General features: G+C 63.3%; 16 protein-coding genes. 6 read left to right on the forward strand and 10 right to left on the reverse strand.

Annotated features, from left to right (window positions below):
• Window positions 1-52 precede the first annotated feature (52 nt).
• From mnhG to KIO76_RS10150, 6 genes are read right to left on the reverse strand one after another with little or no spacing between them, the layout of a single operon-like run.
• On the reverse strand, window positions 53-427 hold the full coding sequence (gene mnhG / locus KIO76_RS10125) for a monovalent cation/H(+) antiporter subunit G (protein ID WP_213323136.1): 375 nt from the start codon (window positions 425-427) through the stop codon (window positions 53-55).
• The gene (locus tag KIO76_RS10130; protein WP_213323138.1) at window positions 424-705 is read right to left on the reverse strand and encodes a K+/H+ antiporter subunit F; all 282 of its coding nucleotides are present in this window, start codon (window positions 703-705) and stop codon (window positions 424-426) included. The genes mnhG and KIO76_RS10130 overlap by 4 nt, the downstream gene beginning before the upstream one ends.
• Window positions 702-1,187: a Na+/H+ antiporter subunit E gene (locus KIO76_RS10135; RefSeq protein WP_213323140.1), complete on the reverse strand. Its 486-nt coding sequence runs from the start codon at window positions 1,185-1,187 to the stop codon at window positions 702-704. The genes KIO76_RS10130 and KIO76_RS10135 overlap by 4 nt, the downstream gene beginning before the upstream one ends.
• Window positions 1,184-2,833 carry a monovalent cation/H+ antiporter subunit D gene (locus tag KIO76_RS10140; RefSeq protein ID WP_213323142.1) on the reverse strand — a complete coding sequence of 550 codons (1,650 nt, stop codon included), beginning with the start codon at window positions 2,831-2,833 and terminating at the stop codon, window positions 1,184-1,186. Before KIO76_RS10140 ends, KIO76_RS10135 begins: the two co-directional genes overlap by 4 nt.
• Window positions 2,830-3,174: a Na+/H+ antiporter subunit C gene (locus tag KIO76_RS10145; protein ID WP_213323144.1), complete on the reverse strand. Its 345-nt coding sequence runs from the start codon at window positions 3,172-3,174 to the stop codon at window positions 2,830-2,832. Before KIO76_RS10145 ends, KIO76_RS10140 begins: the two co-directional genes overlap by 4 nt.
• Entirely contained in the window at window positions 3,174-6,101 is a 2,928-nt protein-coding gene (locus tag KIO76_RS10150) for a monovalent cation/H+ antiporter subunit A (protein WP_213323146.1), read from the reverse strand. Before KIO76_RS10150 ends, KIO76_RS10145 begins: the two co-directional genes overlap by 1 nt.
• 103 nt (window positions 6,102-6,204) lie before the next feature.
• On the opposite strand from KIO76_RS10150, the gene KIO76_RS10155 reads away from it, so the two are divergent.
• A complete protein-coding gene (locus tag KIO76_RS10155; protein ID WP_213323148.1) occupies window positions 6,205-6,459 on the forward strand; it encodes a helix-turn-helix domain-containing protein in 255 nt (84 codons plus the stop codon).
• A 181-nt stretch (window positions 6,460-6,640) separates the two neighbouring features.
• Here KIO76_RS10155 and tenA read toward each other — a convergent pair whose 3' ends face one another.
• The 4 genes from tenA to KIO76_RS10175 all read right to left on the reverse strand — a co-directional run bounded on the left by tenA (window position 6,641) and on the right by KIO76_RS10175 (window position 11,037).
• Window positions 6,641-7,318 (reverse strand): thiaminase II, encoded by a 678-nt coding sequence (gene tenA, locus KIO76_RS10160; RefSeq protein WP_213323150.1) that lies wholly within the window; start codon window positions 7,316-7,318, stop codon window positions 6,641-6,643.
• Window positions 7,319-7,411: 93 nt separating this feature from the next.
• Window positions 7,412-8,704: a saccharopine dehydrogenase family protein gene (locus KIO76_RS10165; protein ID WP_213323152.1), complete on the reverse strand. Its 1,293-nt coding sequence runs from the start codon at window positions 8,702-8,704 to the stop codon at window positions 7,412-7,414.
• A gap of 42 nt (window positions 8,705-8,746) precedes the next feature.
• Window positions 8,747-9,844, reverse strand: a complete 1,098-nt coding sequence (nspC, locus tag KIO76_RS10170; RefSeq protein WP_213323154.1) for a carboxynorspermidine decarboxylase — start codon at window positions 9,842-9,844, stop codon at window positions 8,747-8,749.
• A 698-nt stretch (window positions 9,845-10,542) separates the two neighbouring features.
• Window positions 10,543-11,037 carry a PTS sugar transporter subunit IIA gene (locus KIO76_RS10175; RefSeq protein WP_249729833.1) on the reverse strand — a complete coding sequence of 165 codons (495 nt, stop codon included), beginning with the start codon at window positions 11,035-11,037 and terminating at the stop codon, window positions 10,543-10,545.
• A gap of 794 nt (window positions 11,038-11,831) precedes the next feature.
• On the opposite strand from KIO76_RS10175, the gene KIO76_RS10180 reads away from it, so the two are divergent.
• The 5 genes from KIO76_RS10180 to KIO76_RS10200 all read left to right on the forward strand — a co-directional run bounded on the left by KIO76_RS10180 (window position 11,832) and on the right by KIO76_RS10200 (window position 17,127).
• Window positions 11,832-12,602, forward strand: coding sequence for an enoyl-CoA hydratase-related protein (locus tag KIO76_RS10180; RefSeq protein WP_213323156.1), 771 nt, complete (start codon window positions 11,832-11,834; stop codon window positions 12,600-12,602).
• Between the two features lies 1 nt (window position 12,603).
• Window positions 12,604-14,145: a 3-hydroxyacyl-CoA dehydrogenase gene (locus KIO76_RS10185; RefSeq protein WP_213323157.1), complete on the forward strand. Its 1,542-nt coding sequence runs from the start codon at window positions 12,604-12,606 to the stop codon at window positions 14,143-14,145.
• 3 nt (window positions 14,146-14,148) lie between these two features.
• Window positions 14,149-14,961, forward strand: a complete 813-nt coding sequence (locus KIO76_RS10190; RefSeq protein WP_213323158.1) for an IclR family transcriptional regulator — start codon at window positions 14,149-14,151, stop codon at window positions 14,959-14,961.
• A gap of 33 nt (window positions 14,962-14,994) precedes the next feature.
• Window positions 14,995-16,203: a 3-oxoadipyl-CoA thiolase gene (pcaF, locus tag KIO76_RS10195; protein ID WP_213323159.1), complete on the forward strand. Its 1,209-nt coding sequence runs from the start codon at window positions 14,995-14,997 to the stop codon at window positions 16,201-16,203.
• A 75-nt stretch (window positions 16,204-16,278) separates the two neighbouring features.
• Window positions 16,279-17,127 carry a class I SAM-dependent methyltransferase gene (locus KIO76_RS10200; protein ID WP_213323161.1) on the forward strand — a complete coding sequence of 283 codons (849 nt, stop codon included), beginning with the start codon at window positions 16,279-16,281 and terminating at the stop codon, window positions 17,125-17,127.
• The last annotated feature ends 41 nt before the right edge of the window (window positions 17,128-17,168 follow it).

Below are 17,168 nucleotides of genomic sequence, written 5' to 3' on the forward strand. Positions count from 1 at the left end.
CACAACCCCACGACTTGCCTGACGAGCGGAAGTTCCGCAACTGAAGTCTCTCTCAGGCGGCGGTGTCGGAAGGTCCCGATTTCTGCCCGCGCTTCTCCAGGGGGTCCTTTTCCTCAAGGCGGTCGCGATAGAGCGTGGCCTGGACCAGCAACATGAGCGTCACCGGCGTGGTGATGGTGACAAAGACGCCGATCAGGATCTCATGCACGACCGGCCGCGTCTGAAGTGTGGAAAAACAAACGATCGAGGCGATCAGAATGCTTGCCATGCCAAGTGTTGCGCCGAGAGTAGGCGCATGAACGCGCTCATAGAAACTCCCGAAACGTATGAGACCGATATTGCCGGTGAGGGCAAGCGCAGAGCCGAGAAGCACGAGAAACGCCGTCAGCAGAGCGGCCCACGCTGGGAGGGCGGCAAGATTATTCATTCGATCACCTCACCGCGCATGAGGAATTTTGCGAGCGCGACGGTGGCGACGAAGCCAAGAAGGCCTATCGCGAGCGAAATCTCGAAATAGAGCGTACGCCCAGTGCCGATGCCGAGAACAAGCAACAAAAGCATGCCATTCACATAGAGCGCGTCCATGGCCAGCACGCGATCCTGCGCGCGAGGCCCACGCATGATGCGCCATGCGGCCAAGGCCATCGCGAGTGCCAGGAAGATCTGTGCGACGAGGAGGGACCAGCCGAGGATCGCAACGCTCATTCGAAAATCTCCATCAGCAGTCCTTCGTACCGGTTCTTAACGATCGCGCCCCAGTCGTCGTCGTCGTAAAGATCGAGGACATGGATGATCAGCGTGCCATCAGCGGGGTCTAGGCTGACCCAGGCCGTGCCGGGAGTCGCTGTCAGGATGCAGGCAAGCGCCGCCAAGCCATAGGGGGAGCGCATCTCCAGCGGAATGGCGACGAAGCCGGCCCGCCGCGTCGACTTCGGGTTCAAGATGGCCCGCGTGACATTCATGTTCGATCGGACAATGTCGATCAGTGTCCTGCCGATCAGACGCAGCAACGCCCACGGCCTGCGAAGGCGGAGTGGCGGCACGTCGAGGCGCGTCAGGACAAGCGGACCTAGCACTGCGCAGATCACACCGAGCATAATCTGGCCTGGCGAGACACTCTGGTTGAGGATCAGCCACATCGCCAGGAGCAAGAGGGAAATGAGCGGGTAGGGAAGCACGCGCGTCATGGCGTGCCTCCGGCCGCTTCGGTCTTGTTTGCTGCCGGGCCGGTCGCGTCCGGCCTTGCGGGCGGAGCGGCGAAGACCGCGCCGATATAGGCACCGGGACGGTGCAGGGCCTCCGCGGTCATCTGCATGTAACGCATGGCGCCGCCGGCTTGTACGGTGAGCGCAATGCACAGGAAGAGTAGGATCGCGATCGGGGCGAGCTCGACCACACGCACATGGGGCAAGTCGCGTTCGATGGAGGCCCAGAATGTGCGGATCCCGGCGCGTGTCATCGCGATGAGCGTCGCCAGCCCTGACATCAGGATCGTCGCGAACACGGCCCACGCGCCCCAGCTCACCGGGGAGCCTCGCGTCGGGTCGACAAGCGCTGAGAGGATGGCGAATTTGCCGACGAAGCCAGACAACGGCGGCAGGCCGGACAAAAGCACCGCACAGGCGATAAAGGCTGAGCCGAGGAGCGCCATGATCGCCGGGATGGCAATACCGACCTCGTCCTCCTCAAGTTCATCGGGATCATCGAGGCCATAGGCCTCCATCGTCACGGCGAGCACGTCGTCGGCCGGGGCGCGGCCACGCTCCACGAGCTCGATGAGCAGGAAAAAGGCGGCGATCGCAAGTGTCGATGAGACGAGATAGAACAGCGCGCCGCTCGTCACCGCCGCGCCACCGATGCCTATGGCCGCCAGCAGGGTGCCTGACGAGACCAGCACACTGAAGCCCGCGAGCCTGGCCATTTCCTGCGATGCCATGATCCCGATCATGCCGAAGAGGATGGTGGCGATGCCGCCGACCAGCAACCAGTCGCCCCCGAAAAGCAGCGAGACGTCGTCTTCGCCCGATGACATCAGGAAGCCAAGCCGCAAGACTGCGTAGACGCCAACCTTCGTGAGGACCGAGAACATCGCGGCGATCGGCGGGGATGCCGCAGCATAGGTGCTCGGCAGCCAGAATCCGAGCGGCCACATGGCCGATTTCACGAGGAAGGCGATACCCAGCACGGCCGCGCCGATCTCGAACAAGATGCGCTCGTCGGCCGGAAGGCCGGCAATCCGGGTAGCGAGCGCCGCCATGTTGAGCGTGCCGGCCGTGCCGTAGATCAGGCTCGCACCGATGAGGAACAGAAGCGAGGCCGCCAGGTTGATGGCGATATAATGGAGACCGGCCTTCACGCGCGCCGGGCCGGATCCATGCAGTGCGAGCCCGTAGGAGGCGGCGAGCATCACCTCGAAGAAGACGAAGAGGTTGAAGAGGTCGCCGGTGAGGAACGCACCGTTCAACCCCATCAGGAGGAACTGAAACAGGGGGTGGAAATAGCTGCCGGCCTTGTGCCAGCGGGCAAGCGCGAACAGAAGCGTGGCACAGCCAAGGATGGCCGTGACGAGCAGCATCATGACCGATAGCCGGTCGGCGACCAGCACGATGCCGAACTGCGCGGGCCAGTTGCCGAGCAGATAGACATGGCCGCCGGCATCCTGCGCGCTCTCGAACCATACCAGCAGAATGGCAATAACGAGCAGCGCTAAAGTGGCGAGCACATTGATGCCGGCCGCGACGAAGCGATTGCGTCCGTCAAGAAGCAGCATGAAGGCGCCGGCGACCAACGGGATGACGATCGGCGCGATGGTGAGATGCTCGAGCCAGTTCACTGGTCTACCTCGCGACCATCGACATGATCGTTGCCGGTCAGGCCTCGCGATGCCAGCAGCACGACGAGGAACAGCGCCGTCATCGCAAAGCTGATGACGATGGCAGTCAAGACCAGAGCCTGCGGCAGCGGGTCCGCATAGCGCGCGAGGTCGCCCGTGCCGGAGCTGCCGAGCACCGGCGGCGCGCCGGCGCGCAGCCGTCCCATCGCGAAGATGAAGAGATTGACCGCATAGGACATGAGCGACAGGCCGATGATGACCTGGAACGTACGCGGACGCAGAAGGAGCCAGATGCCTGAGCTGCAAAGCACGCCGATGGCGATGGCAATGACGAGTTCCATCAGCGGGCCTCCTCCACGGCTTCAGCCTCGGCTGCCTTGGCGGCGGCCATGGCGCGGTAGACGCGGATGGACTGGTGGGCGAGGGCGATCAGAACCAGAACCGTGGCGCCCAGCACCAGCGAGAACACGCCGAAATCGAAGAAGAGCGCGCTTGCCAGTGGCACGCGGCCGAGCACCGGCAAATCCGCATACTGGAAGGCCGACGTGAGGAAGGGGCGACCCAAGGCAAGCGCTGCGACGCCGGTCGCGGCGGCAACCAGCAAGCCGGCGCCGATCCAGCGGACCGGCAGGATGCGCAGGCGAGCCTCCACCCACCGTGCGCCACCCGCCATGTACTGGAGGATGAAGGCGATGGCAAAGGTGAGCCCCGCGACAAAGCCGCCGCCGGGTGCGTCGTGGCCGCGCATGAAGAGAAACACGGCCATCATCGCGACCACTGGAAACAGTAGCCGCATGATGAGGCCGGGCACAATCATGTAATGCGCTGCGATGCCGGTTTTTGGAGCATCATAGCGGTCGGCATCAAACTGGTTCTGGAACCGCTTCTGTCTGGGGGCTTCCACCGAAATGCGGGCGGGGCGGAAGCGGCGCAGCAGCGCGAAGACTGTGATGGCGACGATGCCGAGCACGGTGATCTCGCCCAGGGTATCGAAGCCGCGGAAGTCGACGAGGATGACGTTCACGACATTGCGGCCGCCGCCCTCGGTATATGCACGCTCGAGGAAATTGTTGGAGATGCTGTTGAGCTGCGGCCGGGTCATCACCGCATAGGCAACCGCCGCCAGGCCCGCGCCGCCGACGATGGCGATGATGAGATCCCGCAAGCGCCGCAACCGCGCGGCAAAGCTGATGGGCCCGGCATCCTCCAAGCGCTGCGGCAGCCAGCGCAGGCCGAGCAGGAGCAGAACGGTGGTGACGATTTCCACTAGAAGTTGGGTGAGTGCGAGATCCGGCGCCGACAGCCAAGCGAAGGTGATGCAGGTTGCAAGCCCTGCGCCACCCATGATGATCACGGCAGCGAGGCGATGGTATTTGGCCTGATAGGCTGCACCGAGCGCGCATCCGCAGCCGACCATCCATAGCAGCACGAAGCTTGGATCCACCGAGAAGGGCCAGTCGACGTCAAGCGACAGCGAACCCCTGAACAGGGGCCAAAGTCCCGCCAGAATGGCCACCGCCAGCAACAGTCGCAGTTGGGGCTGCAGCCGCGTGGTGCCGACGATATCGGCGATGCCGCGCGCCCAGCGCCATGACAGCATGACGATGGCGCGCTCGAAAATGCGCTTGCCTTTGAGCTCTCGCAGGAGCGGCGCACCTTCGATGTTGCCTGAGAGGTAATTCTTCAGCGTAAAATAGGTGATCACACCACCGATCAGCGCCACGAAGCTCATGATCAGCGCGAGGGTGAAGCCGTGCCACACGGCCAGGCTGTAAGATGGCAGATTGGGGCCGAGCACGCCCTCGACGGCCGTGGCGAGGAAGCTGCCGACCGTCGGGCCGGGCAGGATGCCGATCAGCAGGCAGATCAGCACGAGCAAGGCAATAGGCACGAGCATCCAGATCACGGGATCGTGGGGCTTGCGCGGCAGGTCTGTCGCGACCGGCCCGAAAAAGACCTGGTCGATCAGGCGTAGGGAATAGGCCACGCTGAACATGCCGGCGAGTGTCGCCAGGTAGGGCAGGTTGTTGTCCAGCACGGAGTTTCCGTGGCTTTCGATGGTCTCGGTAAAGAACATCTCCTTCGAGATGAAGCCGTTGAGCAGCGGCACGCCGGCCATCGACGCCGCGGCTACCATGGCGAGCGTGGCTGTGATCGGCATCGCCCGGAACAGGCCGCCGAGCCGCCTGACATCGCGGGTGCCGGCCTCGTGGTCGATGATGCCCGCCGCCATGAAGAGCGAGGCCTTGAAGGTTGCGTGATTGATGATGTGGAAAACCGCCGCCACCATGCCGAGCGGGCTGCCGAGGCCGAGCAGGAGCGTGATGAGTCCGAGGTGACTGATGGTGGAATAGGCGAGAAGGCCCTTCAGGTCCTGCTGGAAGAGGGCGAGGAAGGCGCCGATCAGCAGCGTCAGCACACCCACCGAGGCGAATATCCAGAACCAGTATTCATGGTTGGACATGACCGGCCATAGCCGTGCCAGCAAAAAGACGCCGGCCTTCACCATGGTTGCCGAATGCAGATAGGCCGAGACGGGCGTGGGCGCGGCCATGGCCCGGGGCAACCAGAACTGGAAGGGGAACTGCGCGCTCTTCGTGAGGGCACCCATCGCTATCAGCAGCAGGGTCGGCAGGTAGAGCGCGTGGGAGACGATGCGATCGCCGGAGGCGAGCACGACGTCTAGATCATAGCTGCCGACGATATGTCCGATGATCAGCATGCCCCCGAGGAGGCACAGGCCGCCGGCTGCCGTGACCGTGAGCGCGACCCGCGCGCCGTCACGGGCATTCTGGTTATGATGCCAGTAGGCGATCAGCAGGAACGAGAAAAGGCTCGTCAGTTCCCAGAAAAAGACGAGTTGAATGAGATTGCCGGAGAGGACGACACCGGTCATCGCGCCCATGAATGCGAGCAGGAACGAGAAAAACCGCGGTGCCGGATCTGCCGGCGACATGTAATAGCGTGCATAAAGCACGACGAGGAACCCGATGCCGAATATAAGGATGGAAAAGCACCAGGAAAATCCGTCCATACGGGCGATGAAGTTCAGTCCGTAATCCGGAAGCCACTCATATTCCGTGCGTACGACCTTTGCGTCTCGCACGGATGGCAAGAACAGAATGGTTATGACAAGATTCGTGAGCGATACCGTGCCGGCAAGCCAAGCTTCTGCGTTGCGTGCATTGGTCGGAAAAAAGGCCGCGATGACGCTTCCCACGAAGGGAAGGGCGATGAGAATGGTCAGATATAGCGCGGCATCCGACATGTGCGACGGCAGGACCTCTTGCGAAGTTGATCACAGGGTGGGGTGTTGCTCAAGTTCATACATTATGGTTGACTTCGGGTGGCAATTGCAATGGCCTAAGCCCATGAATTTACGTCCCGAACAATGTCGCGCTGCTCGCGGGCTACTCGACTGGACACAAGATCAGCTCGCGACGGCCGCCGGTGTGTCCCGGAGCACAGTGCGCGACTTCGAATGCCACCGGCACGAGTTGCAGCGCACGACGGAGATGCTGGTCGTCAAGGCTCTGGAAGAGGCAGGCGTCCGCTTCCTGGCAGCGAACCGCGAAGGACCGGGCGTGCGGCTCAAGAAGCCGGCCGCTTCGGGAACGGCCCCCTGAGCGTGCTTCACATCGCCATTCCGGGCGGGCCTATGGGCCCGAGCCCGAGACCATGAGCGCGGCGACAACCAATAGAGTGCCGGCCACCCGACGTGTCTTCTTGTCAGATCCTGTGTTCATTGGCTCGGGTTTCTCGCTGACGCTAGGCCGGACACGACAGCCTGCGAGCTCTGGCCCGATCTTAGAACCGGCTCTCCAGCCCCATCTGCCAGAAGTCGGCTTCGAGCCGCGTCGCGTCACGGAAGGTGCCGGCCAGCTCAGCGAAGCGCGCCGGATCGACGGATGCCAGCCGCTGGTTCAGCCAGCGGCGTTCGCCTTCCGCGGCGTCCTGGAACTCATCGCTCGCGTACATCGCGATCCAGCTCGCATAGGGATTGCCGTCACGCTTGAGAAAAGGCTGCGCGGTCAGCCAGGTCGCGATCTCCGCATAGCCGATCATGCACGGCACGAGCGCCACATGGAGATCGAGAAGGTCGCCCCGGTTCCCGGCATCGAGCACATAGCGGGTATAGGCCATGGTCGCCCGCGCCTCGGGCACCCGCATCAGATCCTCCTCGGATAGGCCCCACTGCCGGCAATAGTCGACATGGAGGCCGAGCTCGACGTCGACGATCGCTTTCAGCATGTCGAGGCCTTGGCGGAGCTCGACGATCGTCCGGCTCTTGTACACGGCAAGCCCCCAGGCCCGGGCGAAGTGAATGAGGAAGAGATAGTCCTGCTCCAGATAGTGCCGGAAGGCCGCTTGGGGCAGCGTGCCGGCGCCGAGCTGGCGCACGAAGTCATGCTGGCAATAGGCGCGCCAGTCGTCGGCGCAGGCAGCCTTCAACCGGTCGAATGGCGTGAGTGCGGAGGTGTTCATCGCGGTACCGGAGAGGCTTCGTGGGATGAAGGCGTGGTGTGACCCGGCCGAATCCGGAATGGATGCGGCCGGGTTGAGGCGAGCACAGCGTTGTCAGCGACGGCCGGAGGCCACCCGCCTCGCCGCCACAGGCTCTTCCGCATCGTCCGAGAAGTCGAGCGCGCGGTCGCCGTCCTCGTCACGGATGCGCGTCGGCAGGCCCATGTGATTCAGGAGGTCGAGGAAGGGCCGTGGCGGCAGTTCCTCGACATTGGCCATGGTCTTCACGTCCCAGTCGCCGCGGGCGATCAGCATAGCGGCCGCGACCGGCGGCACGCCGGCGGTGTAGGAAATGCCCTGGCTTCCGACTTCCGCGTAAGCTTCTTCGTGATCAGCGACATTGTAGATGAAGACCTCCCGCTCGCGGCCGTCCTTCACCCCTTTCACGAGATCGCCGATGCAGGTCTTGCCGGTGTAGTCGGGCGCCAGCGATGACGGGTCCGGCAGCACGGCCTTGACTACTTTCAGGGGAACCACCTCAAGACCCTCCGCCGTCTTGATGGGCTGCTCAGACAAAAGGCCGAGGTTCTTCAGCACGGTGAAGACGGTGACATAGCGCTCGCCGAACCCCATCCAGAAGCGGATATGCGGCACGTCGAGGTTTTTCGACAGCGAATGGATCTCGTCATGGCCGGTGAGGTAGGAGGTGCGTGTCCCGACCACCGGTAGATCCCAGTCCTTGCGGACTTCGAACATTTTGTTGGAGGTCCACTGCCGGTTCTGCCACGACCAAACCTGGCCGGTGAACTCGCGGAAGTTGATCTCCGGATCGAAGTTCGTGGCGAAGTAACGGCCGTGCTCGCCAGCATTGATGTCGATGATGTCGATCGAATCCATGCGATCGAAATACTCGTCGCGGGCCAGCGCGGCATAAGCATTGACGACGCCCGGGTCGAAGCCGGCGCCGAGCACGGCGGTGACGCCGGCTTTGGCGCAGGCCTCGCGGCGCTTCCACTCGTAGTTGCCATACCACGGCGGCGTCTCGCAGATCTTCAGCGGGTCCTCGTGAATGGCGGTGTCGATATAAGCGGCGCCGGTCTCGATACAGGCCTGAAGCACCGACATGTTGATGAAGGCCGAGCCCACGTTCAGCACGATCTGGCTCTTCGTCTTCGCGATGAGGGCCTTGGTGGCCTCGACGTCGAGCGCATCGAGCGCATGCGCTTCCAGAACGCCCGGCCGCTTCATGGCCTTCTTCTCATGGACGGATTGCACGATGGCGGCACATTTCTCGACTGTGCGCGACGCGATATGGATGTCGCCCAGGACGTCATTGTGCTGGGCGCATTTATGCGCGACGACCTGAGCAACGCCGCCGGCGCCGATGATGAGGATGTTGCGTTTCATTGCGGCTCGGTGCCTCCTAACCACGAGTTCGGGATGATCGCCTCAGGAGAGGCTCGCTCTGTAGTCTTCAAACGAGAATTGCTTGACCAGGCGGATATCGCCGTTGAGTTCGCGCAGGGCGATGGACGGCATGCGGACGCCGTTGAACCAGTTTTTCTTCACCATGGTGTAACCGGCCGCGTCCTGGAGAGAGATCCGGTCACCCACCTTGAGCGGAGCCTCGAACCGGTACTCACCGAAGATGTCGCCGGCGAGACATGACTTACCGCAGACCATATAGCTGTGAGGGCCGGTGTTCGGCTCCAGCTTGGCGCTTTGGCGGTAGATCAAGAGATCGAGCATATGCGCCTCGATCGAACTGTCGACGATAGCGAGATCCTTGCCGTTGTTGAGCGTGTCGAGCACCGTCACTTCGAGGGTCGTGCTTTTTGTGATCGCGGCCTCGCCTGGCTCCAGATAGACCTGCACGCCATAGCGCTCCGCAAAACTTTTCAGGCGCGCGGAGAAGGCCTCGATGGGGTAACCCTCGCCGGTGAAGTGAATGCCACCGCCGAGGCTGACCCAGGAGATCCGCGCGAGGAGAGAGCCGAAGCGCTCCTCGATTGTCGCGAGCATGCGATCGAACAAGGCGAAGTCGCCGTTCTCGCAGTTGTTGTGGATCATGAAGCCGGTGATGCGGTCCATGACGCCTTCGATGCGGGCGACATCCCATTCGCCGAGACGGCTGAACGGCCGGGCCGGGTCCGCGAGATCGAAGTCCGACGAGCTGACCTGCGGGTTGAGCCGCAAGCCGCGTTGCAGGCCGACGGCCCTGTCCGCGTAGCGGGTGAGCTGACTGACGGAATTGAAGATGATCTTGTCGGCGTGCGTGACGACCTCGTCGATCTCGTCGTCCCCAAAGGCCACGCTATAGGCGTGCGTTTCACCGCCGAACGTCTCGCGGCCGAGGCGCACCTCATAGAGCGACGAGGACGTCGTGCCATCCATGTAGTCGCGCATGAGATCGAACACCGACCACGTCGCAAAGCACTTCAGGGCGAGCAGCGCCTTGGCCCCGGAACGCTCCCGTACCTCCTCGATAATGCGCAGGTTGCGCAGGAGCCTGGACTTGTCGATGAGATAGTACGGTGTTTGAATCATGATGGCTTGCGCGACGCTCTCTGCTGCGCAGCCAGCCCCGGGGGGTGGCGCGATAGCGCAGATGTGAATGACGATGGTTGTGGACAAAAACCGGATGCGTGGCTGACAGGACGTTTGCGCAGGGGAGGAAGACCCGGCGCATGAACGAAGGTGTCTGCCCGAGCAACCAGCTCAACGGCGCATCGCGACGTCCATCCCCATACGGAACGGGCAAACGATGCTAACGCCGCATGACGAACAGGCGGCGTCGTTCAGGCCACGTATCGATTCGAAGCACACCGATGGGTTGGAGGCGGCATCGCGCCCAGCCGCCGGTTGGCCGTACCGGCCCCGGCATATGCGATCCTGCTGCGCCCTATCAGCCGATAAGGCCCTCTCAACGCGCCCATGACAGCGGCGGTATGGCGATGAGAATCCATCGCGCCAATGACCGGAGTGCGCCCCGCGGCGGCGTTCAAGCGAAGAAATTCTTCCGTTTGGGAGGCATTCAGCAAAACTGCGCCCATCCCCAATTGGAAGAGGGCGTCGTACGACATGGCGTCCTCCCCAACCAGCAGATGTAACCCGCAAAGGGCGGGCGCGCCGCTTATAGCGGCTCGGTCAGGGAAATTCAACCGGTGTCACGGCCATTCAGGCTGCAATGGTTCCCAAGTCGCGGCCGGACAAGCCGCGGCCGGAGCAGCCCCCGTTGGGACGCCTCAGGCGCGGAGATGGCCGAGGCTGCGAGCTCCTGGGCGCGGCAGAGGGCTCTGCTCATGAGCCGCACTGAGGCACTGGCTGATTTCCTCAGCGCTTGTCGCGTGGCGCAGCTGGGCAAGCAGCTCAGGCTGGCGCAGCAGGCGGCACATCGGGGCGAGATTCTGAAGAAAGCCATCCTTGCAATGCGTCGGCCAGATGAAAGCGAAGACGACATCCACGAGTCCACCGTCCTGCGCACCGAAATCAACCGGCACCGCCAATCTGGCGAAGGCTGCGGCCGGCTTTACGAGGTCATCCAGGTGAGCGTGGGGAATGGCGACGCCGTGGTTGATGGCTGTGGAACCGAGACGTTCGCGCGCGTTGAGCGCCGTCAGGAGCCGGTCCTTGGCCAAGCCCGTTCGCTGGCTGAGGGTGGCCGCAAGCGCATCGAGAGCCGCGGATTTGCCGCGGACATCCAACTCAAGCGCGATATCGTCCGTATTCAGGAAATCCATAATTTGCACCCGTTCCTCCATGGGTCGTGGAGGTGTTCACGGCCGCGTCGCGCCTATTGCGATGCCTGCAGCCGGTGTCAAAGTGAATCGCTCGCCGTTTCGGTGGACCAGCCCCAACACGACATGCCAAAGCCCGCGCTACGGCGCGCCACAATTGTCATGGCTGCAGGAGATATCCGATAGTCGCTGGCCGAAACGGTCATTGCCGGGACGTTCTGGCTCAAAATCATCGGGCTAGAAGATGATCCAGCAGCAAGCACAGATAACAACATCCTCTCCTCGGTTGAGCTCCGAAGGCAAAGGGCGTTCGTCAGTGGCAAGCTGCAAGACTCCGTGCGTTACCAGTTTCTAGTCACCCGGACGTCCTGGATCCGGTAGAAACTATGGGTTACGCACCCGTTCCAATAGCCAGCGATGGGGGGATCAAACCTCCGAGAAATCGACATCACGATAACTAAGCATGGCGAGCGGAAAGTAACTCGCCCCCGGCGGAAGTCAAGCCGGCGGAGAAAAACGCCCTTTAACCGACCGTTAAGCAGTTAATTCTTTTGCGCTTTTTGGCTTTTCAGCGGTCTATTGATGTCGTGGCTTCCGTGCAACAAGCGGAAAAACCAAGCACAGGCTTGCGGCGCCGCCACCGATTCGACACAAATCCGCCGCGGTGCGACGTTGCGTCGCCATGATCGTGGAGAAATTCCGCAGGATGGAATTAATTTCTGAAACTTGATCGTTTCTGGATGTGGCTGTAAGTACAGGTAAGGAAAAGCAAATTATTCCGCAGAATGGAATTTCCGATGTCCGCTGTCCTTTTGGAACGCCCGTCCACGTCCGTCGCGTTGCTGCGGCTCAACCGTCCAGAAGTTCGAAATGCCATCGATGACGGCGTGAGGTCTCTCCTCGTGGAGCATCTGGCGGCGCTCGATGCTGATCCGGAAATTCGCGCTGTGATCATGACCGGCGGTGAGAAGGTGTTCGCAGCCGGAGCGGACATCAAGGCGATGTCCGTCATGAATGCCGCAGACATGGCGGCAAGCCCGGGTGCCGCCGCCTATTCCGCGATCAGGGCTTTCCGGAAGCCCGTCATCGCGGCTGTCTGCGGCTTCGCCCTTGGTGGCGGCTGCGAACTCGCGATGCATGCGGACATCATCATTGCAGGGGAGGGAGCGAAGTTCGGCCAGCCAGAGATCAAGGTCGGGATCATGCCGGGTGCCGGCGGCACGCAGCGCCTGCCCAGGGCAGTGGGCAAGTTCAAGGCGATGAAGTTACTGCTCACTGGGGATTTCATCTCAGCCCGCGAGGCTGATGCGTTGGGCCTGGTTTCGGAAGTGGTCCCGGACGCTGAGGTGCTTCCTAGGGCCCTTGCCGTCGCTTCCGCCATAGCTGCCCTGCCTCCGATCGCGGCGCGGGAAATCAAGCGAGCGGTTCTCGATGGCGCGGATCTTCCTCTCGGTGAAGGACTCGCGCTTGAGCGCGAGGCCTTCGTCCAGCTCTTCGATACGAAGGACCAGAAGGAGGGTATGAACGCCTTCCTTGAAAAGCGTCCCGCGGCTTTCAAGGGTGAGTGAGATGGCCATCGATCCGCAGTCTCCGAGCCTCACGATCGGCATCGTGGGTGCCGGTGTCATGGGCCGCGGCATCGCCCAGGTGGCCGCTGAGGCCGGCATCACCGTGCTGCTCGCCGACGCGCGCAGGGGCGCGGGCGAGGAAGCCCGCGATTTCTGCGCGGGGCTGATCCGCCGGAAGGTCGACAAGGGCCAGCTCACCGCGGCCGAGGCAGATGCCACCATCGCGCGTATCCAGCCAACGAATGCGGGTCCCGAGAGCGGCTACGGCCCTTTCGCGCCCTGTGATCTCGTGGTGGAGGCGGTCGCCGAGCGGATCGACATCAAGACGGCGCTTCTGAAAGATCTGGAGGCCGTGGTGCGCGACGATTGCATCATTGCCACCAATACCTCCTCCCTGTCCGTGACGGCCTTCGCGGCTGCGGCGCGTTTGCCCGGCCGCGTCGCTGGCTTCCACTTCTTCAATCCGGCACCGCTGATGAAGATCGTCGAGGTCATCGGCGGCGTCCTGACGGACGAATCTGTGGTCGAGACGCTGCTCGCCATCGGGCAGCGCATGGGCCACTTCGCGGTGCGCGCCAGCGACACGCCGGGCTTCATCGTCAACCACGCCGGGCGCGGCTATACCACCGAGGCGCTGCGCATCGTCCAGGAGGGTATCGCCGGTTTCGCCGACATCGACCGCATCATGACGGAGACCGTCGGCTTCCGCATGGGCCCGTTCGAACTGCTCGATCTCACCGGCCTCGACGTCTCGCATCCCGCCATGGAGGCGATCTACCGCCAGTATTACGAGGAGCCGCGTTACCGCCCAGTCGTCATCACGGCGCAGCGCCAGACCGGCGGTCTGCTCGGCCGCAAAACCGGCCGGGGGTTCTACGCTTATCCGGATGGCAAGATCGAACGGCCCGCCGAGCCGGTTGCGCCCACCGCGCCCGAGGGGGCGACTATCTGGATCAGCCAACGCTACCCGAGGGCCGCGGTGCTCCTACAGGAGGCGTTGGCAGCTGTCGGCGCGACATTGGAAGCGGGCGAGCGCCCCAGCGCAGACGCGGTGATCCTTCTCACCCCGCTGGGCGAGGATTGCACCACGGCGGCGCTGGCGGAGGGCGTCGATCCCGCCCGCGCGGTTGCCGTTGATTGCCTGTTCGGACTGGAGAAGCGGCGCACCCTCATGCGCAATCCGGCGGCGCGGCCTGAGATTGCCACGGCGGCGCATGGTCTTCTCGCGGCGGGCGGCCATGCAGTCACGGTCATCAACGACAGTCCCGGCTTCGTTGCCCAGCGCATAGCGGCCGGGATCGTCAATATCGGCACCGACATGGCGCAGCAGCGGGTGGCGCAGCCGGAGGATATCGATCGGGCGGTGGAGCTCGGGCTCGGCTATCCTAAAGGCCCCCTTAAGCTTGGCAACGCTATCGGGCCCGAGCGCGTGCTCGCGGTCCTCGAGGCCATGTATGGCTTCTACGGCGATCCGCGCTACCGGCCGAGCCCCTGGCTGAAGCGCCGGGCGAGGTTGGGACTCGATCTGTACGCGCGAGACTGACGAATGCGCAGGCGGGAAATCGCGCTGGCTGTGCCTGAGGGCGAAGGCGGCAACTGCCGTGATCCGCAATTCGTCACCGCGCTTGCGCGCGGTCTTGATGTGCTGCGCGCCTTTCGCCGTGACGATCCGCCTCTTGGCAATCAGGAGCTCGCGCAGCGCACCGGTTTGCCGAAAGCGACGGTTTCGCGTCTGACCTACACCCTGAGCAGCCTTGGCTTTCTGACCTACGCGCCGGTGACGGCGAAATATACCCTCTCCATCAGGGCGCTGGCGCTGGGCTTCACGGCGCTCGGCAGCATGAGCGTCCGTGATGTCGCGCGTCCGCATATGCAGGCGCTCGCTGATGAAACCGGGGTGTCTGTGGCGCTTGGCGCGCGGGACGGCACCTCGATGGTCTATATCGAGCATTGCCGTGGCGCTAGCCCGCTGCATATGGGCATCGAGGTCGGATCCCATATCAGCCTGGCGCGTTCGGCGATGGGGCGGGCTTTTCTCGCGGGGCTTGATCTCGCGGAGCGCGCGCAGCTCATGGAAACAATGAGCCACCGCGACAACTGGGCGGAAATCCGCCAGGGTGTCGAGGACACGCTTGCAGCCTATGCCGAGCGTGGCTTCACATTGCTGATTGGAGACTGGCGGCCTGAGATCAATGCTGTCGGCGTGCCGCTCGTCCTGGGCAGCGGCGGCTCGCTGACCTTCGCGCTCAATTGCTGCGGGCCTGCGGTCCTGCTCTCGCGGGACGATCTGATCGAACGGATAGGGCCACGGCTTGTGGCTGTGGCGGATGCCGTCCGCGATGCGATGTATAGGGAATGAGGGCCCGTCGAGGCCCGTGGCAGGGGATGGACAATGTCGGACGCGTTTATTTGCGACTATGTACGCACGCCTATCGGTCGCTTCGGCGGCTCTCTCTCCAGCGTTCGCGCCGATGACCTCGCCGCTGTCCCGCTGAAGGCTTTGGTGGCCCGCAACCCTGACATCGACTGGGAGGAGGTGGATGACGTCATCTTCGGCTGTGCCAACCAGGCCGGCGAGGACAACCGCAACGTGGCGCGCATGGCCCTGTTGCTCGCCGGCTTGCCGCTGGCAGTCCCGGGCAGCACAGTGAACCGGCTCTGCGGCTCAGGCATGAACGCGGTGATCAATGCCGCGCGCGCGATCAAAGCCGGGGAGGCCGACTTGATCATTGCCGGCGGCGTGGAATCCATGTCCCGCGCTCCCTTCGTGATGCCGAAGGCGGAAACGGCCTTTTCCCGACAGGCGGAAATCCACGACACCACGATCGGTTGGCGCTTCATCAACCCGGTGATGAAGGCGCAATACGGCGTCGATTCCATGCCCGAGACGGGAGAGAACGTCGCGGCCGATTTCCACATCAGCCGGGCCGATCAGGATGCCTTCGCGCTGCGTTCGCAACAGCGCGCCGTGGCCGCCCAGGAGAATGGCCGGCTGGCCCGGGAAATCGTTCCCGTCTCTATTCCGCAGCGCAAGGGCGAGCCGGTTCTCGTCGCCAAAGACGAGCATCCCCGCGGCGACACCACCCTGGAGAAGCTCGCCAAATTGCCCACTCCGTTCCGCAAGGAAGGCGGCACGGTCACAGCCGGCAATGCCTCCGGCGTCAACGATGGAGCCGCAGCGCTGATCATCGCGTCGGAAGCCGCCGTGAAGCGTTACGGCCTGAAGCCGCTGGCCCGCGTGGTTGGGGGGGCTGCGGCGGGCGTCGCCCCGCGTATCATGGGCATCGGACCCGTACCGGCGACGAACCGGCTCTGCGCGCGGCTCGGACTCTCGCCCAATGACTTCGATATCGTCGAGCTCAACGAGGCCTTCGCAAGCCAGGGCATCGCTGTCCTGCGTGAGCTTGGACTGAAGGAGGACGCGGCCCACATCAACCCGAATGGCGGCGCGATCGCGCTCGGCCATCCGCTCGGCATGTCGGGCGCGCGCATCACAGGCACGGCGGCGCTGGAACTGAGCCTGCGCGGCGCCAAGCGGGCGCTCGCCACCATGTGCATCGGCGTCGGCCAGGGGATCGCGATCGCGCTCGAGGCCGTCTGAGGTTACCCATCCTGGAGAGCTCCGGCCTCACCGGTGAGCGCTCAGGTTGAGGTGCGGGCTAGCGAGAAGGATGTCATGCGCAACGAATTCCATGAAGCGAACCGCCTGTCCTGGAACGCGGCGACTGTTGCGCATAACAGCCACAAGGGTGATCAGGCGGCCTTTTTCCGTGCCGGCGGCTCGACCTTGTTTCCGGAAGAAACTGCATTGCTCGGCAACTTGGCCGGCCTCAGCCTCCTGCATCTTCAATGCAATTCAGGGCAGGACAGCCTGAGTATCGCGCGGCTCGGCGCCGACGTCACCGGCGTCGATATCTCAGACGAGGCGATCGCCTTCGCCCGCGGGCTCGCGGCGGACAGCGGGATTTCGGCGCGATTCGAGCGTGAGGACCTGTTGACGTGGTTTGCTCGGGCCGCTGCGGAGGGCCGACGGTTCGATCGGGTCTTCGCCTCCTACGGCACGATCTGCTGGTTGTCGGATATCGGCGCTTGGGCGGAGGGTATAGCAGCAGTGCTGAAGCCCGGCGGCTGCTTCGTATTCGTCGAGTTTCACCCCTTTGCAATGGTCTTCGACCAGCAATGGCGACCGCATTACCAGTATTTCAACATCGGGCCTATCGCGGAATCGGGGGTTGGAGACTATGTCGCACAGTCAGGCGAAGGTCTTGCCCCCTCAGGCTACGAACCGGGTGTGAAGGATTTCGCCAATCCGCACCCTTCGTTCGAATTCGCCTGGGGAATCGGAGAGGTCGTCTCGGCTCTTCTGAAGGCCGGGCTCACGCTCGATCAACTCGCCGAATACCCTTATGCCAATGGCTGGCGCGGTTTTGAGAATATGCGTGACCTTGGGGGTGGACGTATGGTGCCACCCGATACGATGCCGCGTATTCCATTGATGTACAGCATCGTCGCAAGCAAAAATTGAACTCGACGGCGGTGTCGTCTCGCGCGGAATCTGGTGTTCAC

Origin of the sequence: Chelatococcus sp. YT9 (assembly GCF_018398315.1) — a bacterium.
GTDB lineage: Bacteria > Pseudomonadota > Alphaproteobacteria > Rhizobiales > Beijerinckiaceae > Chelatococcus.